Below are 25,238 nucleotides of genomic sequence, written 5' to 3' on the forward strand. Positions count from 1 at the left end.
GTTTCCGATGCCAGGGGAGGCGCGATCGCATGGAGCAGGGCGGCAATTCCTCACAGGCAGGGCCGGCGCTGCCGTCGATACTGATCATCGACGACTCCCTGTCGGCGCTGTGCACGCTGGAGGCGTTCCTCTGCGACGAATTCACCATCTGGTCGGCGCAGGACGGTGCCGAGGCGCTGGAGCTTGCGCAGCGCCTGCGCCCGGACCTGATCCTGCTCGACGTGGTGATGCCGGGTCTGGACGGTCATGAGGTCTGCAGGCGTCTCAAGCGCAGTGCAGACACTGCCGATATCCCGGTGATTTTCGTCACCGTCAGGGACGAAGAAGCCAACGAGATCGATGGCCTGCAGCTCGGCGCCGTCGATTTCATCGCCAAGCCGTTCAGCCATGCCGTGGTGCGCCAGCGGGTACGCACGCACATCGAACTGAAACGCCACCGCGACTGGCTGCGCGATCTTCCGCGCGCATTGGGCATGGACCTGCACGACCGGCATGCGCAACTGATGACCGGGCTGCTGCTGCAGCTCGACGCGCTGCGGCACGCCCTGTCGGACCCGCCTGCGGCGCCGGCACTGCTGGGCTATGTCAACCGCGCCGCGGCGCTGGCCCGGGAAAGCATGGAGCAGACACGCAATACCGTGCGGGGCCTGCGCGCCATTGCCGAAGGCGAGGAAAGCCTGGCCGAGGCAATCTCGCGCGCACTGGCGCCTGTCGCCGAAGGCACGCCGCTGCAGGTCTCGGTGGAGCAGCGCGGCGTGCCGTTTCCGCTGCCGGCGGCCTCGGTGCATGCCATGGCCCGCGTGGCGGAGGAGGCGGCCTCCAACGCGGCACGCCACGGCGCCGCGTCGGCGCTGCAGGTCAGCCTGGTCTATTCGGCAGAGGCGATCGACATGACCGTCCGCGACGATGGCTGCGGTTTCGACCTGCAGGCCTTCGATTCCGGCCGGCACGGCGGCCTGGGCCTGCGTGGCATGAACGAACGCGTCGCCGCGCTGGGCGGCACGTTCGGCATTCGCAGCGAACCGCAAGGCGGCACCGTGGTCAGCGCGCGCCTGCCGCGGCCGCAGACAAGGAGCGGCAACGCATGAATCCGATCCGCATCCTGCTGGTGGACGATCACGCCGTGGTGCGGGAGGGCCTGCGCACCGTGCTCGGGCAGCGCCTCGACCTGTGCGTCGTCGGCGAAGCGGGCGACGCGGCAACGGCGGTGGAGCTGTATCGGCGCCTGCGCCCGGATGTGGTGCTGGTCGACCTGCGCCTGCCGGACGTCAGCGGCATCGAGCTGATCGTGCGCGTGCGCACCTTTGCGCCGGAGGCGCGCTTCTGCGTGCTGTCCGCGTTCGACGCCCGCACCGATATCGAAGGCGCCATCGCAGCGGGCGCACGCGGCTATGTGGTCAAGGCGGCGCCGGCCGAGGAGATCGTCGATGCGGTGCGGCGCCTGCACACCGGCCTGCGCGCGATCGAATCGCGTCTGCTGTCGCGCTCGCGGCCAAATGGGGCGGAGTTCGTACTGACCGCGCGGGAAATGCAGATCCTGCGCCGTGTCGCCGCCGGCACAAAAAATCACCAGATCGCCGAGGCGCTCGGCATTTCGCTGAGTACAGTCAAGTTTCACCTGCAACGCCTGATGGAGAAGCTGGGCGCCTCCGACCGCACCGAAGCGGCGGCCATCGCGCTGCGTGAGGGAATTATCCGCGACTGAAGGAAAGCGGTCCGATGCAGTGCATACCACGGCCATGCCAGGCCATGCCGATCTGCAGGGGAGTTGCACTCCGGGGTAGTGCATGGCGGGCCGGCTGGCGCGCGCTGTGGCGGCTTTTCCTGCTGCTGGCCTGCGCGGCGCTGCTGCCGCAGGACGCGGCGGCCGCATCGGTCGACGGATTGCCGGAACATGTCGCGTTCCGCACCTACGGCGCGCGTGAAGGGCTGCACAACCTGAATGTGCTGCACATCGTGCAGGACGGCACCGGCTTTATCTGGGTCGGCACCGAAGACGGCGTGTGTCGCTACAACGGCCGCAAGTTCGATTGCTTCGGCCTCGACGACGGTCTGGCGTCGACGGACATCGGTGCCTTGCACGAGGCGGCCGACGGCACCTTGTGGGTCGGCACGCGTTCCGGTCTGAGCTGGTGGAACGGCCATCGTTTCGTCGCCCTGCCGGCCCACAGCGGCATGCCGGCGGCACAGGTTTTCGGCATTGCCGACAGCGCCGAAGGGGTCTGGGTCGCGACGGAGCGTGGCCTGTACCTGGGCCGCAAGGACGCTGCGTTCGCCCTGGCCGACGGCGACTATCGCGACACCGTGCAGGCCGTGCTGGTGGCGCAGGACGGCGCGGTCTGGGCCGCGCGCTGGCAGGAGTCGCGCAGCGAGGTGCGCGTACGCCGGGCTGGTGTCTGGAGCAGCGTGCCGTTCGAGGAAATTGCCGCGGCCCCACGCTCGCAGATACAGGCGTCGGCGCAGGATGGGCGGGGCCGCGTCTTCGCCCGGGCGCGCATCGGCCTGTGGCGGCTGGCGGCCGACGGCAGCCGGCTGCAGGCGCTGACGGCGCCGATCACACTCAAGCCGAGCCGGCCCAAGCTCGCCACGGCGCGCTCCGGCGGCCTGTGGATTCCCGCCCGCGAAGGTCTGCTGCTGCTCGAAGGCGAGCGCTGGCAGCTGGTGAAGCTGGACGACCTGCCGCCTGGCAATCGCCCGGTGCTGGAAGACCGCGACGGCTCGCTCTGGGTCGGCTCATCCGGGCTGCACCGCGCCCTGGGGCGCGGCACGCTGCACGTCTACACGCGCGCCGAAGGACGCGACTCGGAAACCGTCTGGAGCATTGCCGAAGACAGTGCCGGCCGCATTTGGTTCGGCACCAACCAGGGACTGGAGTACATCGAGCACAATCGCTTCCACAGTGTCCCCGGCACGGAATCGCAGGCGATACGCTCGATCGCGCAGGCCCGCGACGGCACGCTCTACCTGGCCGGCCTGCCGGTCGATCGTGTGCTTGCCTATACGCCCGGCACCGATGTGCTGCGCGTGCTGCCGGCGCCGCCCGGCCTGGGCATGATCTACCGCCTGCGCATCGACCGCGAAGACCGCCTCTGGCTGGCTGCCGGCCGTGGACTGTACCGCCGGCCGCTCGCCGCGGCCGATGCCTGGGAAGCCGTGGTTCCGCCGCAAGGCGAGGACGGCGAAAATTTCAACGACGTGTTCGAGGACACGGCCGGGCGTATCTGGGCCAGCGGCGCGCGCGGCCTCGCGCTGCTGGAGAACGGCCGGTGGCAGCGCTTTGCTGCTGCCGACGGACTGCGTGCGAACCACGTGACCGCGCTGCGGACGGCGCACAACGGTGACCTGCTGATTTCCTACTACGAACCGCATGGCCTGACCCGCGCCCGCTATGCGCAGGGGCGGCTGCAGGTGCTGAGCCACTACGACCAGGCGACGACCGGATCGAGCGACAAGGTTTTCCTGTTCGGCGAGGACTGCCTGCAGCGGCTGTGGATCGGCGGCGGCCAGGGCGTCGACATCATCGGCGACGGCGTCGTGCGGCATCTGGGCTCGGCGCAGGGTTTCGTCGGCGACGACACCAGCAACATGGCGTTCCTGGAACAGCAGAATGGCGATGTCTGGATCGGTACCAGCGTATCGGCCGTGCGCTTCGATTCGCTCGCCTTCGCCGGCCTGCCGACGCCGCCGCCGCCGGCGACGGCGATCACCGACCTGCGCTTCGAGCGCGACGTGGTCGATCCGGCGGTGCGCGGGCTGGTCCTGCCGGCGACGGCGGACGATTTCAGCGTGCATTTCGCCGGCCTCAGCTACGCCTACGAGGACAGCCTGCAATACCGCGTCCAGCTGCATGGCCGGGCCGACCGCGAATATGTCAGCGCCAGCACCGAGGCGCACTTCCAGGCGCTCTCACCGGGCGCGTACCGGCTCGAAGTCGCCGCGCGCATCGGCGAATCCGGCCGCTGGGGGGCACCGGCCAGCTTTGCATTCCGCATCGCCCCGGCCTGGTGGCAGACCTGGTGGGCGCGCGGGCTCGCCGCGCTCGTCGCCGGCGTGCTGCTCTGGCGTTCGCTGCGCTGGCGCGCCGCCGTGCGCAGCCGGCGCACGCGCATGCTGGAGCTGATCGTCGCCGAACGCACGGAAGAACTGCGCCGCAATGCGCACTCGCTGCACGCTGTCAACGCCGAACTGGCGCTGGCGCGCGAAGCGGCCGAGGCGCTGGGCCGGGTGAAAAGTGCATTTCTTGCCAATATCAGCCATGAGATACGCACGCCGATGAACGCCATCATCGGCTTCTCCACGCTTGGCGGCCGCCTGCCCGGCGCCGGCCGCGCGCAAGGCTATTTCGAGCGCATCGCGACCAGCGCGCGCCACCTGCTGGCCCTGCTCGACGACGTGCTGGACCTGTCCAAGATCGAGGCGGACAAGATCGAACTGGAAGCGGTGCCGCTGGATTTCGACGAGATCGGCGACGAACTGGCCGACCTGTTCGCCGCCGACGCATTCGGCCAGGGACTGGAACTGTTCGTCGATATCGCGCCGGTCCCGGCGCAGCTGCTCGGCGACAAGCTGCGGCTCAAGCAGGTGCTGGTCAACCTGATCGGCAACGCGATCAAGTTCACTCCACGCGGCCATGTAGCCCTGCGCATGGACATTCATGCGGCCGCGCCGGAAACCGTCACATTGCGTTTCCGCGTCGACGATTCCGGCATCGGCCTGTCGCCGGCGCAGCAGGCACGCATCTTCGAGGCCTTCGTGCAGGCCGACGAATCGACCACGCGGCGTTTCGGCGGCAGCGGCCTGGGTTTGTCGATCTCCCGGCGGCTGGTCGAGCTGATGGGCGGCACGCTGCGCGTATCCAGCGCCCTGGGCCGAGGCAGCACCTTCGAGTTCATGGTGCCGTTCCAGCGCCTGGCCGGCACTTCGCGCGTACCGCCAGCCGGCCGGCTCGACGGCCTTGCCATCGGCGTCGCCGATGCCTCGCTGATCGGCGCCGAGAGGGTCGCGGCTATGCTGCGGGCGCACGCGGCATGGACGCTGACGGTATCGCCGGACGACAGCCCGCTTCCTCCCACCCCACGCATCGACCTGTGGCTGGTGGAAGCGCGGACGCTGGCGGCGGCCGTCGCGCAGGGCACGGTCGACACGACGCCAGTGCTGCTATACGCCGCCCTGGCGGACGGCTTGCCGGAGACTCCCGCCGGCGTTCTTGCCAAGCCGCTGACCTCGGGCCGGCTGGTCGCGGCCGTACTGCGCGCGCTGCAGCGTGGCAGCGACGCGGCGGCCAGATCCGTGTCGGACCCTGCCGGTGCGGCGTCGATCGCCGGCGTGCGCATCCTGCTGGTGGAAGACAGTCCCATCAACCAGCAGGTTGCCTGTGAAATGCTCGCTGCCGCGGGCGCCGGGATCGATATCGCCAGCGACGGCGTCGAAGCGGTGCAGCTCGCCGCCCAGCGCCAGTACGACGCGGTGTTGATGGACTTGCAGATGCCGCGCTGCGACGGCTTCGAGGCGACGCGGCGCATTCGCGAATTCGCCGGCGATGCACTACCCATCATCGCGCTCAGCGCCGCCAGCGAGTCCGAGCAGTCGCGCTGCCTCGACAGCGGTATGAATGGCTTCATCGCCAAGCCGATCGATCCGGTCCTGCTGGTACGCACGATCCAGCGCTGCCTGGGCGACCCGCTGGAGGAACGCGCCGAGGTGCCGCGCCAGATGGTTGTACCGCCATCGCGCACGGCGGCTGCGCCGATGCGATCGCTGCCTGCATTGGCCGGCATCGACAGCGAACTTGCTCTCAAGCGCCTCGGCGGCCGCGTGCCGCTGCTGCTGCGCCTGCTGGGCGACTTCGAAAGCGAATGCGCCGGCAGCCGGACCGCGCTCGAGGACGCGATCGACTGCGGCGACACTGCCACCGCCGCCCGCGCGGCTCACCTGATCAAGGCGGTTGCCGGCAATCTCTCGGCGATGCGGCTGTACCGTTCCGTCGCTGCGATCGAGCTGCTGCTCCGGCGCGGCGAGCGCGACACGCTGGCGGCCGCCCGTGCCGAATTCCGCATGGCCTTCGACGAAATCGTCGCTGCAGGGCGCACGCTGTAGCATTCCTTGCGGCCGGGCAGTCCGCCGCCGTTGTAGCTCGGTCCTTCGCAGCCGGCGCGCGGCTCAGCGGCTGCCGCTGCGCGCCTTTGCCGGCGGCAGCAGGAAATTGAGCCGGTAGCTGCCCCGGCCCGACTGCTTGGCCTCGTACAGCATGTCGTCGGCGACAGCGATCAGCGCGGCCGGGGACAGCGAGCACTGGCGGCAGGCGACGACGCCTATGCTGGCGCCGCCGGCGAAGACATGGCGCCGGCCGCCGAGGTCGAAGCGGGTCGAAAGCGCAGTCAGCAGCTTGGCCGCGATCATGCGCACGCATTTGACGTCGGGCAGGTCTTCCATCAGCACCACGAATTCGTCGCCGCCGATACGCGCGACCAGATCGCCGCTGCGCACGCTTTCGCGCAGACGCGCGGCAAAAGCGCGCAGCAGCGCGTCGCCCGCGGCGTGTCCGTGCGTGTCGTTGACCGGCTTGAAGTGATCGATGTCGATGTAGAAGACCGTGAGCAGTGCCGTCTTGCCGCGCGACCGTTCGACCGCGCCGCTGAGGCGTTCGTATAGCGCGGTGCGGTTGGCCAGGCCGGTGAGGGCGTCGGTGCGGGCGATTTCGTTCAGCCGCTGCTGCTCGCGCTGGCTTTGTTCCAGCTCGCGCTGCGCGGCGATGGTCGCGGTCATGTCCTGGGCGTAGGTGATGGCATAGGCGGCCGTGCTACCGGCATGGTAGAGACGCGTGCGGAAACGCCAGCTCAGCTCGTGGCCGTCGCTGTGCCGGACCCGCAGCAGGCCGCTGTCCTCGCCGCCCTGGCCGAGGCGTTGCAGCGATTCGTCGATGTACTGGCGCAAAGACGGCGCGGCGAGGTCGTGCAACGCCGTGCCGGCCAGCGACGCCGCCGGGCGGCCCAGCGCCGCGGCGGCAGCGGGATTGACTGCGCTCAGCCTGCCGGCCAGGTCGTGCACCAGAATGTAGCCTGCGCTGTGGTCGAACAGCTCGGCATAGCGCGCCGCATCGGCTTGCAGGCGCTGCTCGCGCCAGCGTTCGGCAGTGATGTCGCGTGCGCCGAGCAGATGCAGTTCGCGCTGCCACAACACCATGCGCCGCCAGCGCAGTTCCACCGTGATGCGGCGCCCGTCGCGGGTGCGGTGCTGCTCGATGCCGCACGCCGGCCGCGGACCGGCGTGGCGCAGATGGTCCGGCGTCATCGCGGCGAATTCCCGCGCTGAATAGCCATACAGCGTTCGTGCAGCCCGGTTCGCGGCGAGGAAGCGAGAGCTGGCCGGATCGCACAGCCAGAGCGGATGGCTGTCGAGATCCAGCGCGTCGGACAGATCCTGCTGCCGGCGCTGCTCGGTGCATCGCCGCAGCAGGGTCGCGGCAAGCACCTGGCGCAGCAGGCGCGCGTTCGGGCCGGGAAACAGCAGCACATACTGCGCGCCCGCTGCCAGCGCCGCATCGCGCAGCAAGGCCACGGCCTGGTCCAGCAGCACGACCAGCACCGCTGCGGCGGCGCGCTGCGACAGCCGTGCGACGCCGTCGATGTGCCGGGCCTCGCTCGCGATCACGACAATGGCGTGATAGCGGTTGCAGGCAAGCCGCGCGATGGCATCGCTGGGAGCCCGGCAGTACGTGGTGCGCACGGCGGAGGGCAGTATCGCGCGCACGGTTTTCTCGCTGACGCAGCCGCCCACGCCGAGTACGTCGTACGGTTCGCGCAGGGCAGGGGTGTCACCGCCTGCAGGCGAGGTTTCCAGCGCGGCAAATGCGGAATCAGTGTCCATGGCTTGGCTCTTGTGCGTGACCGCCAGGGCGGATCGTGCCGGGGCGGGAATTGCCAGCATTGCTGCGCCGCCGGCCGGAATTCGCACCGGTATCCGGCTGAAGCCGTGGCGCTGGCGGCGACGGCGCGTTTCGCCGTGCCAGGGTGAGGCGGAGACCGGCCGGACGCGGCGCTGTCACGACGGCCTGCCTCAGCGAGGGCAGGGAAAAGCGCGGCGCAGAGCGTCCTTCACCAGCGTACTGCCGCTGCGGTAGTGCTGTGCGGTCGGGGCTTCGGCGAAATGGCCGACGGTCTCGACCAGCTGGCGCGTGCCGATGCGGCGAGGCAGGCAGAGGGAGGCGGGCGCGTTGTCCGCCACGCCAGCGACATAGCCCATCAGCATGCGTGCACCGGCAGAATCCGGCAGGTGCTTGTACTCCTCCCACATCTCGCGCAGCCGCGCGCTGTCGACCAGTTCGTGAGCCGTTGCCGATGCCGGTACCAGCAGCAGCGCGACGATCACGGGCAGCCTGGTCATTGCAGCCTGGCCACGCAGGTCGCTGTCCACGCCGCTTGCCGCCGAACGGCGCCGCTGGCGGGGCGACGCGATGGCGTGAAGCGATGCCCGGCCGGATCCGGTTTTCGCAGGGACGTCGCCATCGGAAACTGTCCAGACCTTTTCACGCGCGGCGCCCCCGTCGTTGTATGGGGTGAGACTAGGGCGGAAGGCGGGGCTGTTGACCTGGCCGAACGGTCATGAACGTGCTGGCGGGCAGGGCGCAAGGCATGCGGACAGGTCAGCTATGACTTCCGTCACTTATTGGTGTTGTAGTTCACCAGCACACTAAAGCTCCCAACGACAGGAGCCCCGGCATGAAGATGAAATTGTTGTCCCTGGCACTGCTGACCGCAGGACTGGTCGGCACCGTATCCTCGCTGCATGCGCAGGACAATGCGCCGCCGGCAGCCCGCGCCGCGACTGTTGCCGCGCCGGATCCGGCCCAGGAAATCAATAACCTGGTGCGGTTGTTCCGGGCAGGCGACCTGGCCGCACTGGCGCAGGCGATGACGCCGCGCAGCAAGTGGGAAGCGGCCCGCGCCGCGTTCGAGGCCCAGCGACGCAAGCCGGTCAGCGAAGCTGACCGCGCGCGCTTCGCCGAGCATATCCAGCAGCTCACCGCCCCCGACGCCGTCGACCAGCTGATGCGGAAGATCGAACCGGAGCTGGTCAAGGCCAGGCCGCAGATGCCGGGCATGCTGCTGATGGCGTTTGGCGCGGCGCATGTGGCCGTCACTTCGCCGGACAGCGACCTGACCGACGCGCAGCGCAAGGCCTTGCAAAGCGTGCTGCCGGGCATGCGGCTGTGGGCCAGCAACACCGACTTCCTCAGCAGCGCGTCGATGCGCCACGCGCTGACCCTGCTCAGCGACGCCGCCCGGCGCACGGGCATCACCGATGTCGAACAGCTCAAGGCCTTGCCGCTGGAAGGCGTGCTGGAGCGCGCCGGGCCGATGCTCGCCGCGGCCAAGGAGGCCGTGCGCACCTACGGCATCGACCTCGATGCGGTGGCCGATTCGCTCAAGGTCGACGTGCTGGCGCTGGGCACGGACAGCGCCCGGGTGCGCACCACCATCACCGTGTTCGGTGCGCCGGTCTGGGCCGAACACGAGCTGGTTCTCATCGAAGGGCATTGGTACGGCAAGTACGCCCTGGCGGAAATCGACAACCTGGAAGAACTGGACGGCTGAAGCGGCCGCTGGTTCGGCCCTTCGGCGAAGCGCTCAGGACGCCATCGATCCGGTCTGTCGCCCCGCTGCGCTGCCTGCGCATCGGGGCGACGCTGCCAGTACGTGCCGTGTACAAATACGCTGCGGCCGAGGTTGGTTGCGAATCCGGCGGCCGATGCGAAGATGGGGTCCGGCGATTTTCCCGCCGTCACCGATCCGGAGAACGCATGCCAGCACAGCTCGACGAACCGGCTCGACAGCGCGCACTGGACACCTACCGCGTGGTCGACAGCTTGCCCGAGGCCGCCTATCACGACATCGTCAGCCTGGCTTCGACCTTGTGCAATACGCCCATCGCGCTTGTTTCCCTGGTCGATCGCGAGCGGCAGTGGTTCAAGGCCAGCCACGGCCTCGGCGCTACCGGCACACGCCGCGACGAAGCCTTCTGCAACTACGCGATCGACGCACCGACCCAGCTGATGGAAGTGCCCGATGCGCGCGGCGACACGCGTTTCGCAGGTAATCCGCTGGTCACCGGCGACCTCTCCATTCGTTTCTATGCGGGCATGCCACTGGTGACCGAAGCCGGTGCGGCGATCGGTACGGTCTGCGTACTCGACAACAAACCGCGCGAGCTCGATGCCCGCCAGCGCGCCGGCCTGCAGGCGCTGGCGCGGCTGACCATGACGCTGCTCGACGCGCGCCTGCACGAGCAGCAGCTCGAACGCGCGGTGTTGCTGGCCGAGGCCACGCACGTCGACAAGGCAGCCGTCGCCGACGCGGCCGGCTATACGGTTGCCATCTTCCAGGTACAGGACCTGGCAGGCCACGCGCTGCGTATTGGCGAACGCGCATTGGACCGGCAGCTGCAAGACCTCGCCCGGCAGCTGCACGATGTGCTGCCGGCCGGCGGCGGCGACAGTGTCAACCACACTACGCATAGCCCAGATTTCATCGCCGTGTTGCACGGAGAGCAGGCCACCGCCACGGAACAGGCGCTGCGCGCGAAGGCCGACGAATTTACGGCACGCAGCGGAATACAGGTGGTTTCGGGCAGTGCCAGGGCGCGCACCGCAGCGGACCGCATCGAAACGGTGTTCATGCGCGCGGACGAAGCATTGACCCAGGCCAAGAGCGCAGCGGTCTGACGCGATAACGGGCAGGCAGGATCGAGGTCCTGCGCCGGTCCCGCCGTTCGGCGTGGCGATCCTGCCCGCTGGAGTGCCAGCCGATTCCCGGTCTCGGAAAATCGGAGCCGTTGTACGACACGACTGGGGTTGCCCGGATTATTTGCCCGGCGTCCTGGCGCGCGATTCCTTCGCCACCGCGCGTGAGCCGGCGATGATCATGCGCACCATTTCCGTGAGCTGGCGGATCAGTTCCGCGTCGCGTTCCGGCGGCAGGTCCATCGCCGTGGCACCGATGGCGAACACCAGCCGCGTGATGGCCCGCGCCACCAGGGCCGGTTCGTGCAGCACGGCCTTGTCCAGGGCGGCGAGGCGCACCAGGTCGATCTTCAGTTCTTCCTCGAAAAAGGTCAGCTCGCGGTCTACCGCCTGTTTGAACGCGTCCGAGCCCACCGTGCCCTCGCGCAGCAGCACGTGCAGCAGCTTGTCGTCGTCGCGCAGCTGCTGCATGAACGCGGCGACCGAGCCGCGCACGATGCTGCGGTCGGTCGCTGCGCGGTGGCGTGCGGCGCCGACGATCTTGCGCAGCGAGCGTCCGGCCAGGTCGATCAGTGCAACTGCCAGTTCGTCCATGTCGCGGAACTGGCGATAGAAACTGTTTGGCGCGATGCCGGCTTCGCGCGTGACTTCGCGCAGGCTCAGGCTGGACACACTGCGATGCGGCCCGATCAGGCGCAGCGCCGCGGCCAGCAGGTCGTCGCGGGAAATGCTGGCACGACGGCCCGGCGATGCGGGGTCGGCGCCGTCGTCAGCGGAAGCGAGGTGTTCGGTCACGGCGGTTGGGCACGGGCAGGGTGGATTGGCGTGCATCATAGCCGCGTATTTAATATACGCGTGTATAGACAGCCGTGCGCTCGTCTGTATACTGCAGTGCATGACAGCCCCAGCCCGCCTGAAAGCTTCCCGCGCCCGCCGCCCTCTGCAGCGACTGGTTCAGACCCTGGTCGGGCCGGCCGCTTTCGATTTCTGGGCATCCAAGCTGCATCCGGCCTGGTCCTGGTCGCGGCCGCTCGCGAAGATCGTGGCCCGGCACAGCGAGTCCCGCGACAGCGTTACCCTGCTGCTGCAGCCCAATCGCCACTGGCAGGGCTTCCGCGCCGGCCAGCATCTGAATATCAGCGCGGAAATCGACGGGATCCGCGTCACCCGCAGCTACAGCCTCAGCGACACGCCCCGCCCGGACGGGCGTATCGCCATCACGGTGAAGGCGATAGAGGGCGGCAAGCTCAGCCGTTATCTCTGCACAACCGCCCGCGTCGGCGACGTACTCGATCTGGGGCCGGCCTTCGGCGAGATGGCCCTTCCCGCAACGCCCGGCGGCAGCTTGCTGTTCCTCGCCGCCGGCAGCGGCATCACGCCGCTGATGGCACTCATCCGCAACCTGGCCGGGCAGGGCATGCCGGTATCGCTGACCCTGTTGTATTGGGCGCGTAGCCGCGAAGAAGTGTGTTTTGCCGACGAATTGCGCCGCCTTGCCGCGCAGCACAGGGGTTTTCAGGTCCGCTTCGTGCTGACGCGCGCCAACGCAGTAGCGGACGACGAATGCCAGGGCCGCATCGGCGCGGAGCAATTGTCGGCACTGGTCCCCGATGCGGTGCAGCGCCAGGTCTATGCCTGTGGGCCCGGCGGCTTCGTCGACACGGTCCGCACCCTGCTGGCGGCACAGGTGCCGCAGTTCCAGGCCGAAGCCTTCACGCCGCCACCTCGCCTGATCGAGGAAAGCGGCACCGTGCAGGTGACACTCGCCGCCAGCGGCCAGACCCTCAGCGTGCCCCGCGGCCAGTCGCTGCTGACGGCGCTGGAAGCGGCCGGCCTGCAGCCGGCCTCGGGCTGCCGCATGGGCATTTGCAACACCTGTGCCTGCGGCAAGCGCTCGGGCACGACGCGAAATCTTCATACCGATGTGGTTCAACACGAACCAGTGTCCGCGCTGCGGCTTTGCGTCAGCAGCGCCGCCAGCGACCTCGTCCTCGACCTGTGACCTCCGCATGACTGCCAAACCTGCCAACCGCCCGCTGAGTCCCGAACAGCTCGGCCACTTCGCTGCCGAACTCGACGCGCTGCGTGCACGCACCGCGGCAACGCTGGGCCAGCGCGATGCGGACTATATCCGCGCCATCGTCGCCGCCGTGCGCTATACCGGCCTGGCCGGGCGCACCCTGCTGTTCGTCGGTGCCATCGGCGGTGCCTTCCTGCCGCTGCTGCTCTGGCCTGCCTGCATCGCCGGCACCTTGCTGCTGGCCTTGTCCAAGATTCTGGAAAATATGGAACTTGGCCACAATGTGATGCACGGCCAGTACGACTGGATGCGCGACCCGCATCTGGACGGCAAGACCTACGAGTGGGATATCGCCGGCACCGGCGACAACTGGCGCAAGACACATAACTACCAGCACCACACCTGGACCAATGTGCGCGGCATGGACGACGACGTCGGCTACGGCCTGCTGCGGCTGTTTCCGGAACAGCGCTGGAAGCCGTTCTATCTGCTGCAGCCCGCGATCGCCGTGATCTTCGCCATCCTGTTCGAATGGGGCGTGGCGATCCAGGATCTGCGCCTGGGCCGCTGGTTTGCCGGCAAGGTCAACAATGCAACGATGCGCGAACAGTTCCGTCCGGTCGGCCGCAAGATGGCGCACCAGGTGGTGAAGGATTACGTGTTGTTCCCGCTGCTGGCCGGTCCGTTCTTCCTGCCCGTGCTGCTGGGCAATATCGTCGCCAACGTACTGCGCAACCTGTGGACGTATACCATTATCTTCTGCGGCCATTTCACCGCAGATGCGGAAACCTTTGCCAAGGCCTCGGTCGCGGGCGAGTCGCGCGGGCAGTGGTACCTGCGCCAGCTGCGCGGTTCGTCCAACCTGGCCGGCGGCAGGCTGCTGAACCTGCTCTCGGGCAATCTCAGCCACCAGATCGAGCATCACTTTTATCCCGACCTCCCGGCCAACCGCTATGCGGCAATGGCAGTAGAGGTGCGCGAGATCTGCAGCCGCTACGGCCAGCACTACAACACGGGTTCCCTGCCGAGACAGTTCGGGCAGGTGATCTGGCGTATCCTGCGGCATGCTTTTCCGAGCCGTCCTGCCGAACCGCTGTCGGCGGCGGCATCTGTTGCATCGCCGCTGACGGGCGCCCAGTCCAGCTCCGCATGACGATGCCGGCAACTGTCGATGAGGTAGCAATGAGCAACACCCATACGCTGCGCGAGGAAATCGCCAACGCGCTGACGCATGGCCTGGGTGCGGTGGTCGCGCTCGGTGCCGGCGCTGTGCTGGTGACGCTGACGGCGCTGTGGGGCGACGGCTGGCAACTGGCCGGCGCTATCGTGTTCTGCGTCGCCTTGCTGCTGCTGTACGTCGCCTCGACGCTGTACCACGCTATTCCCCATGCCGGTGCCAAGGCTCACCTGAAGGTGTTCGACCACTGCGCCATCTACCTGCTGATTGCCGGCACCTATACGCCATTCACCCTGATCAGCCTGCGCGGCAGCACGGGCTGGGCCCTGTTCGCCATGATATGGACGCTGGCCTTTGCCGGCATCGTGTTCAAATTGTTCTTCACTGGCCGCTTCAAGCTGGTCTCCACGCTGATGTACATCGCGATGGGCTGGATGGCCGCGCTGGCGGTCGGCCCCATGCTCAAGCAGCTCGATGCCTGGACCCTGGGCTGGTTGCTGGCTGGTGGCCTGGCCTATACCGCCGGCACCTTGTTCTACCTCAACCAGCGCATCCGCTATTCGCATGCGATCTGGCATGGTTTCGTCATCGCCGGCAGCGTCTGTCATTTCGTCGCGGTGTCGCTGCAGGTGCTTTCGCCGTCGGCGGTGCCGCAGACTTAGGCCTGCCCGATTCGAACTGGCCGCCATGTCCGCGGTAGTTGTCACTGCGTACAACCCTGAGTGGCCGCGCTGCTTTGCCGGCGTACGCGCCGAACTGCACCGCGTGTTCGCACCGTTGCCAGTCGCCGTCGAGCATATCGGCAGCACCGCCGTTGCAGGGCTGGCGGCGAAACCGGTCATCGACGTACTGCTGGGCGCAGACTCGCTGCGTAGCATCGAATCGAAAATTCCGGCGCTGGGCGAACGCGGCTATTCCTATGTGGCGAAATACGAGCGCGAACTGCCGCTGCGGCGCTATTTCGTCAAGTCTGCCGCAACCCCGTTCCGCATCCACCTGCATGCGGTCGAGCAGGGTTCGCGTCTTTGGCAGGAACACCTGGCTTTCCGCGATGCGCTGCGCGCGGATGCGGCCCTGCGCGCGCAGTACCAGTCGCTGAAGCTTCGCCTCGCCGAAGCGTTCGCTGCTGACAAGTCGGCCTACACGTCGGCCAAGAGTCCGTTCATCGTGGCTGCCCTTGCCGCCATCCTCGGGAATGTGCATGCCGGCTGACGCTGCGTCCTCGCCGGGTGCAAGGGGGGCGCATCGCGGCAAGCGCGGTTGGCGGCACGGATTGCTGCGAGGCTGGCGTATTTGCCTGAGCCATCCGGCAGGTCTTCCTGCTGGCTGGACCGTGCGCCTTGGCCTGAAGCCCGCGTCTTCCAGAAAAATATACAAAGATAAATCGACTGCCTTCGCTGGAAACGACGCCGACACCCGCAGCGCATACCGGTCGCGCGAGGGCGCCGCCTCTGCCCACTACCGCATCGCGGAACGGCCCCCGTGCAAAGTATCCGTGTGGCTTTCGCCGGCAGCACAGCGCGGCTAGAGTAGGCCGAGGCCTGTACAGGGATAGTCGAAAATGGCGCAGCATCCCCGTTTTGAACCGTTCAAAGCTGCCTGGCAGGCGGCGGACTATGCGCAGGCTCTGGGCCATATCGAGGCCGTGATCGCCGATCATCCGCGCGTTGCGGCGCTGCACTGGTATCGCGCCAGTTGCCTGCTCAAGCTCGAACGCTATGTGCAGGCGCTGGCCGCCTGCACCCAGGTGCTTTTGCTGCAGCCCGACCACGCGCCAGCCCTGGTCATGCAGGTGCAGCTGGACGGGGCGGGCGACGAGCATGACGAAGAGCCGACACGGGCCAAAATGGCGGTGCTGGAACGCAACGCTGTCGCGCGCCTGCAACGGCATATTGCGCAGCTGCGGCGCGCGATCGTGCTGGACCCGACCCTGGCCGATGCCTATTTCGTCCTGTTCCAGGTGCTCTCGCAGGATGCGCTGATGCGCAGCGGCGGCAGCGAACTGGCGCCACCGGGTGGCGAGGCCGACGCGCTGCTCGATCGCGCTATTGCGCTGGCGCCCGATCGTATCGAGTTCCGCCTTGCCCGGGCAGAGCGGCTGCGTCTGTGCGCGATGCAGGTTTCCGACGCGACTCCCGAGGCCGACTGCGTCGTCGGCGTCCATGGCGTGCCGTATCGGCGCAGCGATCTCGAAGCCGCTCTGGGCGAATTCGAGTACTGCGCCCAGCTGGACGGCGGTAGCCGCTACCTCGTGCGCATGGGAATGATGCTGCACGAGCTGCAGCGCTTCGACGAAGCCGTGGCGCAGTACGACCGCGCCTTGCAGCTGCTGCCGGCGGATTCGCCACAGCGCGAACTCATTCTGGGACAGCGCCGGCGCTCGGAAAACAACGGCGCGGGCGAGCGCGAGGAAGTGGCCGCGCTGATGGAAAGCATGATCGCACGGGGCGATCGCAATCAGGATGACGACAGCGTGGCCACCGGCTTGCTGGGGGCGGCGCGGGCCGTGCGCCGTGGCAGAAGCGTCGCCGCCGCGATGGAGGCGCGTTTTGCCGAATCGCCGGACGATCTGATTGCCGCGAATATCGCCGAGCAAATCCTCAATGTCGCCTACGAAGACCCTCCGCAGCTGATCCACGCCGACAGTGCCGACTTTCCAGCCTATCAGCGCAAATACGCCGCGCAGCAGCACCAAGCGCTGGTAGCCGCCGGGGTCCGCCCTGTCGCCTATGCCGAGGCATCGGGCATGACACGGACCCTGGGGCAGCGCGTACTGCTGGGGCTTTATGTCGACGACAGCGGCGGGATTGCCGTCGACACCTACGCGATGCAGCCGAAATGGCCCGGCCTGCTGGCATTCCTGTGGCTGCTCGTTACCGGCAAGTGGAAGACCCAGCGCATGACCGAGTGCATCACCTGCTTCGACGACGACGGTTACCTGATTACGCAGTACGAGAACTCCTCGCCCTTCGTCTATGGCGGCAGGATCGCTGTCGAGCGGCTTCCGCGCGGCACCAGCGTGGCATCGCTGCTGGGCCGACATATCGAGCGTGTCGCCGCCTACCAGCAAGAGCATCTACAGGCGCGTGCGCTGAAGGCCACGGATCTCGCCACCATCGACGCCAACTGGCGTCGCGGACAAGCCATCAAACACGCCTACCGGCGCTCGGTCGGCTATGTCACGGACAGCGAACTGCGTGGCCTGCTGGGCGCAAACTTCGAGCGCTACGCCGGCAAGGTCCGGCAAAAGCTGCAGGAGCTGGCTGTCGATCGCGATGCAGCCACACGCGACAGTTGAGCCGCAGCGCCTGAACCGGCGTCCACTGCATCCGACCCACGACACGCAGACCATCACGGACTTTCATGCCGACTCATTCGCCAGTGCCACTGCTCGCCGAACCGCCGCCGCCGTTGCTGTTGAGCCAGGAAGCCCGCGCGCAAGGCGCGGCTGATCTGGCCGAAACCGCGCAGTGGCGCTATCGCTTGCGCTATCTGCACGAACACCGGGCCCAGGACGAGGTGATCGTCATGGCCTCGTTCAACGTTCCGCCATCGGAAGACGCGGTGGCGACTGCGCCGGGCGATGCGCCGTCCCGTGCCGATTACCGGCTCAGCGCACGGCTCGACTTCAGCGAGGATGGAGAGAACATCGTCGCACTGCGGCTGAGCTGCGAGCAGGGCGAGCCGGGGCCGGCGGGCTGTTGGCCGTATGCCGACTATGCGTCGTCCGATGGGCTGCTGGTCGATCTCGGCAACGGTGCCGGCGAAGGTGGGGTGCGCTGCTATGTCTTCGAGCCGGCGCTGCCGTACGAAGGCTGGCCGGCCATCGGCCTGAGCTGGGACGGACTGAATGTGGCCGGCGCACAGAATGCCCGTGCCGCGCTGGCCGTGGTGCGCAATCGTGGCCTGGTCGACGAGGCTGCCACAGTGGAATCGGTCTACCGCACGCCGAGTGTCGCGGCCACCGTCGCGGTAGCGCCGCACAACCGGTGGCCGCACGCCATCGACATCGGCACCCTCGCCGATAGCGTGGAGACGGCGCTGAATGCAGCATTTGCCACATTGTTCGGTGAGCGCTGGGTCGGCCAGCCGGTGACGCTGGGGCTGTCCTACGGCTATTCGCCGCTGCCCGGCGCCGAGCCCGATACCGCGCCGATGCTGTATCTGCCGGTCGGCCTGCATCCGAAACTGCCGCTGGAGCCAGCGACGGCAACGCTGCTCGCCGGCCTGCTCGCCAGCTGGAAGGATGCGGCGCAGCCGCCGGAGACCGCGGGCGAGTGGGCGTTTTCGCTCGCGCTGTTTTCGCAGGTCGATACGCAAGCGGTGCAGCCGCTGCTCGATCTGGGGCGGCTGGTCTACCGCTTGCGCTAAAGGGCGGCTGCCCATCTGCCGCTCCGGGCGCGGGCCGCCACTGCGTCGCTTCGCCCTGCGCCTGGCATTTCGTCGCACTGCCGCTGCAGGTGCTTGCGCCGGCAGCGGCGATGGCGTTGCCGTTCCCTGTGTTTTTGCGAGGCCTGTCGTGGCTTAGCGGCAGGGTGCGAACAAGTCTCCTTAAGTATTGATGCATATTGCGCAATCATGGAATGGAGTATCAAATTTATCTATTGAATCCAATTAAAAAAATATTTTAGGAATATATTTAAAATTTTCCCGATAGGGCGTACCGTGCTCCGGCACGATCACCCACGGGAGAGTCTCCATGCAGGTCAGATCGCAGGCGCAGCGTTTGTTTGCGTCGGTTGTTGCTGTTTTTCTCGGCGTCTCGGGCAGCCTGTGGTCAGGCCAGGCACTTTCCCAGGACGAGCAGCCCATCGCCACCATTGGCCACGGCGCGTTTTTCGATAGCGCTGGCAGGCAGATCACGCTGACCCAGGCGTCCGTTGCGCAGATACAGTCCTGGTACCGCGCCGACCTGTTGTCCGGCCTGGACGAACGCAAGCAGGCCGAACTCGCCCAGTTCGAGAACGACCTGTATGCCGGCGTGCCGGAAAAAGGCCAGGCGCGGCTGATTTTCCAGCAGCGCGCGCTGGAGTGGCTGTACGTCAACTCGACGCTGCAGCAGGAAGATCAACGAACGCTGGGCAAGCTGCGCGCGCTGGATTTTGCGCTGGGTTTCACGCTGCCTGAGCGCGCGGAGGCGAAGTTCGCCGGACAGGGCACGGTATTCGATCTCGACCCCGCCCTGGCCAGGAAACTGCAAGCCGTCAGGTCCATGCAAGCCGCGGCCCTCAAGACTGCGACGACGAACTCGGGCCTTGCCTATATCAACGAGTGCATCGCTGCGGGCGTGCCGATTCCACCGTCCATCGGCGTGATGGATCCGGCCGGACTGACCGGCTGGAAAGTGCAGGGCTTCATCCCGACGGGGCTGCAATTCATCGTCGGCACGCCGGCCGAAGTGCGCACTTACCAGAGCACGTCGCCGCTGGGCATGTGCTACGCCTTGCCGCGCTACAGCAACGCCTTCATGACGACGGTCGCGCTGGACGGCGTCATCTGCCTGAGCCAGGTCACCTCCAAGGTCTGTATCTGGGACAACCAGATGATGGGTTCCACCTTCTCGTTCCTGGCCGGAGCAACGATACCGATTGGGGTGCCCAACCTGATGGTCGATCCGGCGGGGCGTTATCAGGCCGGCGGCAACGAACTGCTCGGCGGCAGCGGCGGCGTCTGTACCGATTGCCACGCGGGCGAGAATCCCTACATCACGCACCCCAAGGCCAACCTGGGTGCGTATCTGTGGGAAACCCTTTCCCAGCCGCCGCAGAACCTGCCGACGTTCGCGCCCAACCGCTACGACCCGCTAGTGCCGGCGAGCTGGCCGCAGAACCAGCTGTCGCAGGCCGGACCGACTGTTCCCGGCGTATGCGCCGGCTGCCACGTCAAGTTCAGCGCGGGGCGATTCCCGCACCTGTCCAACCAGCTGCCGGACTATTGCAGCGTCATCCTGCCGCAGGCCATTGCCACGACCATGCCGCCGTTCTCTCCCGGCAGCGCGTCGGTCGTCGCCACGGCGTTCAAGAATGCCTACTGTTTCGCGCCGCCCAATGCCGCATCCGGCGATGCGGGCGATCCGCATATCACCACCACCAATGGCATCCACTACGATTTCCAGGCGGCCGGCGAATTCGTGGTGCTGAAGAACTCCGACAGCGGATTCGAGGTACAGAGCCGCCAGTCGCCGGTACAGACCAGCTTCATTCCGCCGGCCAATCCGTATACCGGCCTTGCCAGCTGCGTCAGCCTGAACACGGCAGTCGCCGCGCGCGTCGGCACGCACCGCGTCAGCTACCAGCCGGTGCGCGGTTCGGCCAACAAGGAGCAGATGCAGGTGCGCATCGACGGCGTGCCCGTGCAGCTGACGCCAACGCCGATCAACCTCGGCGGCGGCAATGTGGTGGTCAAGGCGGCGGCCGGCGACGGACTGGAAATCCATTTCTCCGACGGCACCGATCTCACGGTCACGCCGCGCTTCTGGACCTCGGAGGGCTATTGGTATCTGGATATCGACGTACGCAACACGCCAGCCCGCGAAGGCATAGCCGGACACATACTTGCCGGCGACTGGCTGCCGCGTGCGCCAGACGGTTCGTCGTTCGGTCCGCGCCCGGTACCGCTGGCCAACCGGCATATCGTGCTGAACCAGATCTTCGCCGACGCCTGGCGTGTCAGCGCCACCAGCAGCCTGTTCGACTACGCGACCGGTACCTCGACGGCGAACTTCACCGATCGTAACTGGCCGACGCCGAGCGGCGTCCCCTGCCGCACGTCGCTGCTGCCGAGCCGGCCTCCGCTGACGACGATGTGGCCCGAGCTGGCCCAGGAAGCCTGTCGCGGCATACAGAACGAAGCGAAGCTGGCGCATTGTGTGTTCGATGTCACCGTGATGGGCGATCGCGATGTGGCGCGCGGCTACTTCCCGCCTGGCGGTACCGGCGGTGGAACTGGCGGCGACACCGCGCCGACCGGCATGACTGTTGCGAGTCCGCCCGTGCAAAGCACGCACGGCGAGTGAGCAACTGACGCGGGCAACAACGGTGCCGATGCGGAACATGCGCATCGGCACCGCTCGTGTTTCGCGAGTGGAAGCGGACTGGCATATGCCGCTGCACCGCCGCTCGCGTGCGGCCGCCGCGCAAGCGAGCCTTCGCTCGGTCCGCTGCTGTATCCGGCGGCCGCCCACTTCATGTTCTGCAGCAATCGAAGCGTGCTCGGCAGGCGCGGTTTCCCGATCTCGCCACGAACGGGAGACGCCCGCGCCTGAACGATCGATGGAATTTTGTAGAAAAGTAAAAAACTTACCCGCGGTGTTGTCGGAACAGGGCACGTACCTGTCGCAGCGAACAGGCGAGCTGCGTTCGGCCGGCTGACCTCACGCAGGCTCCGGCGCGTTGGCTTGGCCTTGAAGACAAGCTGTCCCTGTCCCTGTCGTTTCCGCGGCAAGCACCGATCAGACCATTCCTCTAAAGTCCGGCCTCGCCCCTGATGTTTCCCCGGCTTTTCTTGATGATTTTGTACGTGCGTTAGGCAGATGCAGAGCACTGCGGTAGACAATCGCCGTCAGTGATCAAGTCGGACATCGGCTTAGCTCAACGGCAAGCACCATCCACCCCCAGCCCAACGGGCCGGAGGATTGGGTGGGGATGGTGTGGTTTTTACGGCTGTAAACATGAAAAAAGCCGGGGAAACGTCAGGCCTCGCCCAATCGGCGAAATAGTGCAAAAAGTGCGGGTTTGTGCGAGTAACGCGTAATCCGCATGCGTAGGCAATTGCGCCGCCTGCCGGGCACGTGTGACGCTAGGCGCATGTCGAGCTCCCTCCCTCTTCCGTCCGCTGCTGCCGGCGTCAATGCCGAGGACTTGAACGTCGCTGGCCTGTTCGATCAGGTCTACGGCCGGCTCAAGGCGATGGCCAGCCGGCAGATTTCCCGCGATCGCGGCGTGACGCTGAACACGACCGAGCTGGTTCACGAACTGTACGAGCGCATGACCCGGCAGGAGCTGCAGGGCATTGGCGGGCCGCGCAATTTTTTTGCGTATGCCGCCGGTGCGATGCGCAATATCCTGACGGACCGTGCGCGCCACCGGCTCGCGCTGAAGACGGGTGGCGACTGGCTACGCGTGACGGTGTCGGAGCGGAACGAATCGGCGGCGTGCGAACTGGCGCTTGATGTCATCGCGCTGAACGACGCGATCGGCCGGCTCAGCGGCGAGGACGAGCGCGCTGCCACGGTCGTGGAACTGCGTTTTTTCGCCGGGCTGTCTATGGAACAGATTGCGCAAACGATGGGCGTGAACCGGCGCACCGTCACACGTGACTGGAATTTTGCGCGCGCGTTCCTGCATACCGAACTCGAAAAAGCCTGATCCAGCGCCGCGCATTCGGCGCGTCTTGCCTGCAGTGTCGCGCCATCCCACACGCCTGGCCGGTATCGATGCCCAGCACCTATTCTTCCGCTCGCGCCTGTTTCGAAGCTGCGCTCGAACTCCCCGCGGTCTCGCGCGCTGCGTTTCTGCTCAAACACTGCGGCGAAACCGACCTCCGGCAGCGCGTTACGCGCATGCTGGCCGCGCACGATGGCGGCAGCGGCGGTGTTCTCGACCTGCCGCTGGTGGCGATTGCGGAAACGCTGGCCGACCCGCTGCGCAGCTTGCAGGCGCAGGCATGGATAGGACGCAGCGTTGGCGGCGTACGCCTGCTGGATGTGCTCGGACAGGGCGGTTCGGCGGTGGTGTTCCGCGGCGAGAAGAAACAGCAGGATGTCTGCCAGATCGTCGCGGTCAAACTGTTCCGCAAGCTCCTGCTGACCGACTTCGATCTGCGCCAGTTCCGGCGCGAGCGCATGGCGATGGCACAGTTGAGCCATCCGAACATCGCGCGCCTGATCGACGGCGGCTGCACCGAAACGGGCATGGCTTACATCGTGCTGGAATTCGTCGATGGCTCGCGCATCACGGACTACGCCGACAACAGGCATCTGGACCAACGCCAGCGCCTGCGCCTCCTGGTCGAGGTTTGTCGTACCGTCGATGCCGCACACCGTGCCCTGATCGTGCATCGCGATCTCAAACCGTCGAATGTGCTGATGACCCGGGATGGTCACGTCAAGCTGCTGGATTTCGGTATCGCCAAATTTCTCGACGACGACGATGCCACCGAGGCCGCCGACCGTGCGCTGACGCCGGCGTACGCCGCACCGGAACAGTTCCGCGGCGAGCCCGTCACCACCGCCACTGACGTGTACGCGCTGGGCGTCCTGCTGGGCGAACTGCTGACCGGAATGCGTCTGGCCAGCGAATACCGCGATGCGCCGCGCGACAATTCCGGCGACACCGCCGCAGCGGCGTTGCTGCAGCAGCTGAGCGGCGACATCGGCAGCATATTTCTGATGGCGACCGCAGCCGATCCGCAGCGACGCTATGCATCGGCCGGCGTCCTGGCCGACGATCTCGAATGCTTGCTGGCCTCACGCCCGGTGCGTGCGCATCCGCCGTCGCGGACGTATCGCCTGGCCCGGTTTTGTGCGCGCAACCGCGTCGGCCTGAGCGTCGTCGCGATGCTTGGCGGTCTTATGATCACGGCTGCCGGCATCGCGCTATGGCAGGCGCGCGCCGCTACCGCGCACGCGGCGCGGGCGCAGACGGAAGCGGCATTGGCGCGCGCGACGCGCGATTTCATGGTCGAGCTGTTTCGGCTGGCCGAGCCGGCCGGCGCGCGCGCCGCGCCAGTCACCGTGATCGAGGTCGCGGAGGCTGCGCTATCCCGGCTGGACAATGCAGCACAGATGGATGCGCGTGTGCGCCTGGATCTCAAGACGCAACTGGGCGCCGTGCTGCGTGGCCAGAGCAGGCTGTCGCGCAGCCAGGATGTGCTGCGCGCCGCCGCGGCGGAAGGCACCCAGGTGTTCGGCTCCGCCGACCCCATGGTGGTGGAAGCGCGCCTGGAACTTGGCGAAGCGCTGCTGACTGCCGGCGATTACGCGGCAGCAGCCGCGCTCACCCAGGCTATGCGTGGCGACGCGCTGCGACAGGAAAGCGACCGTCAGGTGAAGTATCTGGTGCTCGATGCCACTGTCGCGGGCCGCCGCGGCAACGCCGCCGACGCGATGCAGCGAATCACCGAGGCTGCGGAGCATTGCGGCACGGCCTGCAGCGATGCGGTGCGCTTCCAGTTGCTCAACGCCAAGGGCGATGTCTACGGCATGTTCGACCGCAACGTCGTGGCGGCGGAGTCGTTCGAGCAGGCTGCTGCTCTCGCCACGACCTTGTATGGGCCGGTCCACGCCAGGATGGCGTCGGCACTGGATGGCCTGGCGGGTGCGTACAACCGGGTCGGCCGGGCCGACGATGCGCGGCGCATCGCCCAGCAAGTGCTGGCGATCGACGACCGCATCGGGGTGCCGGCTGTGCACTGGCAGCGAGCCTTGCATCTGAACCGCCTCGGCACCGCGCTCTACGCGCTGGGCGAATACGACGCGGCGCTGCAGGCCTTCGAGCAGGGCATCGCCATCTCGCGGCAGGTCAGCAGCGAAGACGACCAGTCGCTGGCCATCGACATACGCAACATCGGCATCGTCTATTACCGGCTCGGCAAATTCGAGGATTCGATCCGGCACCTGAGCGATGCATTGGCACGCCACGTGGCATCCAGCGGCGAGCACCACAGGGACGTGGCGCACCTGCGCGCGAATCTCGCCGGCATCATGGCGGACGGCGGCGATGCCACGACTGCCGTCACTATGGTGCAGCAGGCAGTGGACGATCTGCGTGCGCAAGGCGAGGGCTCGGAACGCCGGCTCGCGGAAGCGTTGCTGCATAGTGCGCGGATTTTCCTGCTGGACGGCGACGCGGGCAGGGCGCTGTCCAGGGTCGACGAGGCGATTGCGATGTTCGAGAACTTGGTGAGAGATACGCGCGAATCGACGCGTTTGCATGCGCATATCACGCGTGGCGTCGCCTTGGCCCGGCTTGCGCGTCCCGTGCAGGCCAGGCAAGCGCTTGAGCCGGCACTGCGACGTCTCGGCGAAATCGGCAAGGACGACCACAGCCAGGCGGAAGCGCACTTCGTCCTCGGTCTGCTGGCGCTGGAAGAAAAACACTGCGACAGCGCGGGCGACCGTCTTGCCGCCGGGCGCCAGGCATTGACGCGAAAGCCCTTCGTCTACGCCTATCTGCGCAGCGAGGAATCCGCGCTGGCCACTGCGGTAATGCAGCGCTGCCGATGAATGCAGTGCCAGGGCTGCTACGGGTCTTGCCGCCGCACCAGACGGCAGCACGTGCGTGCCGTTGTTCTGCAGCGGCTCG

The 25,238-nt window shown here is 67.2% G+C and carries 17 protein-coding genes; 14 read left to right on the plus strand and 3 right to left on the minus strand.

What is annotated here, in order from left to right; genetic code table 11:
- Positions 1–29: 29 nt before the first annotated feature.
- The 3 genes from DFR29_RS15340 to DFR29_RS15350 are packed head-to-tail and all read left to right on the plus strand — an operon-like array spanning position 30 to position 6,096.
- Complete coding sequence (locus DFR29_RS15340; RefSeq protein ID WP_133819492.1) at positions 30–1,088, plus strand: ATP-binding response regulator; 1,059 nt, start codon at positions 30–32, stop codon at positions 1,086–1,088.
- A 20-nt stretch (positions 1,089–1,108) separates the two neighbouring features.
- A complete protein-coding gene (locus tag DFR29_RS15345; protein WP_166654114.1) occupies positions 1,109–1,705 on the plus strand; it encodes a response regulator in 597 nt (198 codons plus the stop codon).
- A gap of 14 nt (positions 1,706–1,719) precedes the next feature.
- Positions 1,720–6,096 (plus strand): ATP-binding protein, encoded by a 4,377-nt coding sequence (locus tag DFR29_RS15350; protein ID WP_133819494.1) that lies wholly within the window; start codon positions 1,720–1,722, stop codon positions 6,094–6,096.
- Positions 6,097–6,159: 63 nt separating this feature from the next.
- On the opposite strand, the gene DFR29_RS15355 is transcribed toward DFR29_RS15350, so the two are convergent.
- Both DFR29_RS15355 and DFR29_RS15360 read right to left on the minus strand, forming a co-directional pair.
- The gene (locus tag DFR29_RS15355) at positions 6,160–7,866 is read right to left on the minus strand and encodes a diguanylate cyclase (protein WP_166654115.1); all 1,707 of its coding nucleotides are present in this window, start codon (positions 7,864–7,866) and stop codon (positions 6,160–6,162) included.
- Positions 7,867–8,055: 189 nt separating this feature from the next.
- Positions 8,056–8,382, minus strand: a complete 327-nt coding sequence (locus DFR29_RS15360; RefSeq protein ID WP_133819496.1) for a Rap1a/Tai family immunity protein — start codon at positions 8,380–8,382, stop codon at positions 8,056–8,058.
- Positions 8,383–8,717: 335 nt separating this feature from the next.
- On the opposite strand from DFR29_RS15360, the gene DFR29_RS15365 reads away from it, so the two are divergent.
- Both DFR29_RS15365 and DFR29_RS15370 read left to right on the plus strand, forming a co-directional pair.
- The gene (locus tag DFR29_RS15365; RefSeq protein ID WP_133819497.1) at positions 8,718–9,593 is read left to right on the plus strand and encodes a hypothetical protein; all 876 of its coding nucleotides are present in this window, start codon (positions 8,718–8,720) and stop codon (positions 9,591–9,593) included.
- Between the two features lie 206 nt (positions 9,594–9,799).
- Positions 9,800–10,720 carry a GAF domain-containing protein gene (locus DFR29_RS15370; RefSeq protein WP_133819498.1) on the plus strand — a complete coding sequence of 307 codons (921 nt, stop codon included), beginning with the start codon at positions 9,800–9,802 and terminating at the stop codon, positions 10,718–10,720.
- A 138-nt stretch (positions 10,721–10,858) separates the two neighbouring features.
- On the opposite strand, the gene fabR is transcribed toward DFR29_RS15370, so the two are convergent.
- Positions 10,859–11,533 carry an HTH-type transcriptional repressor FabR gene (gene fabR, locus DFR29_RS15375; RefSeq protein WP_243746069.1) on the minus strand — a complete coding sequence of 225 codons (675 nt, stop codon included), beginning with the start codon at positions 11,531–11,533 and terminating at the stop codon, positions 10,859–10,861.
- Positions 11,534–11,633: 100 nt separating this feature from the next.
- Here fabR and DFR29_RS15380 point away from each other — a divergent pair, with 100 nt between their 5' ends.
- The 9 genes from DFR29_RS15380 to DFR29_RS15420 all read left to right on the plus strand — a co-directional run bounded on the left by DFR29_RS15380 (position 11,634) and on the right by DFR29_RS15420 (position 25,159).
- Entirely contained in the window at positions 11,634–12,740 is a 1,107-nt protein-coding gene (locus tag DFR29_RS15380; RefSeq protein WP_133819500.1) for a ferredoxin reductase, read from the plus strand.
- Between the two features lie 7 nt (positions 12,741–12,747).
- Positions 12,748–13,911: a fatty acid desaturase family protein gene (locus DFR29_RS15385; protein ID WP_133819501.1), complete on the plus strand. Its 1,164-nt coding sequence runs from the start codon at positions 12,748–12,750 to the stop codon at positions 13,909–13,911.
- Between the two features lie 29 nt (positions 13,912–13,940).
- Complete coding sequence (trhA, locus tag DFR29_RS15390; protein ID WP_243746070.1) at positions 13,941–14,597, plus strand: PAQR family membrane homeostasis protein TrhA; 657 nt, start codon at positions 13,941–13,943, stop codon at positions 14,595–14,597.
- Positions 14,598–14,622: 25 nt separating this feature from the next.
- Entirely contained in the window at positions 14,623–15,147 is a 525-nt protein-coding gene (locus DFR29_RS15395; protein ID WP_166654116.1) for a GrpB family protein, read from the plus strand.
- Positions 15,148–15,496: 349 nt separating this feature from the next.
- Positions 15,497–17,233: a tetratricopeptide repeat protein gene (locus DFR29_RS15400; protein ID WP_133819503.1), complete on the plus strand. Its 1,737-nt coding sequence runs from the start codon at positions 15,497–15,499 to the stop codon at positions 17,231–17,233.
- 65 nt (positions 17,234–17,298) lie between these two features.
- The gene (locus DFR29_RS15405; protein WP_133819504.1) at positions 17,299–18,306 is read left to right on the plus strand and encodes a hypothetical protein; all 1,008 of its coding nucleotides are present in this window, start codon (positions 17,299–17,301) and stop codon (positions 18,304–18,306) included.
- A gap of 328 nt (positions 18,307–18,634) precedes the next feature.
- Entirely contained in the window at positions 18,635–20,950 is a 2,316-nt protein-coding gene (locus DFR29_RS15410) for a hypothetical protein (RefSeq protein ID WP_133819505.1), read from the plus strand.
- Between the two features lie 754 nt (positions 20,951–21,704).
- Positions 21,705–22,301 carry an ECF-type sigma factor gene (locus tag DFR29_RS15415; RefSeq protein WP_166654117.1) on the plus strand — a complete coding sequence of 199 codons (597 nt, stop codon included), beginning with the start codon at positions 21,705–21,707 and terminating at the stop codon, positions 22,299–22,301.
- 194 nt (positions 22,302–22,495) lie between these two features.
- Positions 22,496–25,159, plus strand: a complete 2,664-nt coding sequence (locus DFR29_RS15420; RefSeq protein ID WP_166654118.1) for a serine/threonine-protein kinase — start codon at positions 22,496–22,498, stop codon at positions 25,157–25,159.
- Positions 25,160–25,238 lie beyond the last annotated feature (79 nt).

Source organism: Tahibacter aquaticus, from assembly GCF_004363655.1.
GTDB lineage: Bacteria > Pseudomonadota > Gammaproteobacteria > Xanthomonadales > Rhodanobacteraceae > Tahibacter > Tahibacter aquaticus.

Excerpts from the sequence above, each read along its gene's own strand:
- DFR29_RS15340 (WP_133819492.1), top strand. The coding sequence starts at position 30 with ATGGAGCAGGGCGGCAATTCCTCACAGGCAGGGCCGGCGCTGCCGTCG.
- DFR29_RS15350 (WP_133819494.1), top strand. The coding sequence starts at position 1,720 with ATGCAGTGCATACCACGGCCATGCCAGGCCATGCCGATCTGCAGGGGA.
- DFR29_RS15355 (WP_166654115.1), bottom strand. The coding sequence starts at position 7,866 with ATGGACACTGATTCCGCATTTGCCGCGCTGGAAACCTCGCCTGCAGGC.
- DFR29_RS15360 (WP_133819496.1), bottom strand. The coding sequence starts at position 8,382 with ATGACCAGGCTGCCCGTGATCGTCGCGCTGCTGCTGGTACCGGCATCG.
- DFR29_RS15365 (WP_133819497.1), top strand. The coding sequence starts at position 8,718 with ATGAAGATGAAATTGTTGTCCCTGGCACTGCTGACCGCAGGACTGGTC.
- DFR29_RS15370 (WP_133819498.1), top strand. The coding sequence starts at position 9,800 with ATGCCAGCACAGCTCGACGAACCGGCTCGACAGCGCGCACTGGACACC.
- DFR29_RS15380 (WP_133819500.1), top strand. The coding sequence starts at position 11,634 with ATGACAGCCCCAGCCCGCCTGAAAGCTTCCCGCGCCCGCCGCCCTCTG.
- DFR29_RS15385 (WP_133819501.1), top strand. The coding sequence starts at position 12,748 with ATGACTGCCAAACCTGCCAACCGCCCGCTGAGTCCCGAACAGCTCGGC.
- trhA (WP_243746070.1), top strand. The coding sequence starts at position 13,941 with ATGAGCAACACCCATACGCTGCGCGAGGAAATCGCCAACGCGCTGACG.
- DFR29_RS15395 (WP_166654116.1), top strand. The coding sequence starts at position 14,623 with ATGTCCGCGGTAGTTGTCACTGCGTACAACCCTGAGTGGCCGCGCTGC.
- DFR29_RS15400 (WP_133819503.1), top strand. The coding sequence starts at position 15,497 with ATGGCGCAGCATCCCCGTTTTGAACCGTTCAAAGCTGCCTGGCAGGCG.
- DFR29_RS15405 (WP_133819504.1), top strand. The coding sequence starts at position 17,299 with ATGCCGACTCATTCGCCAGTGCCACTGCTCGCCGAACCGCCGCCGCCG.
- DFR29_RS15410 (WP_133819505.1), top strand. The coding sequence starts at position 18,635 with ATGCAGGTCAGATCGCAGGCGCAGCGTTTGTTTGCGTCGGTTGTTGCT.
- DFR29_RS15420 (WP_166654118.1), top strand. The coding sequence starts at position 22,496 with ATGCTGGCCGCGCACGATGGCGGCAGCGGCGGTGTTCTCGACCTGCCG.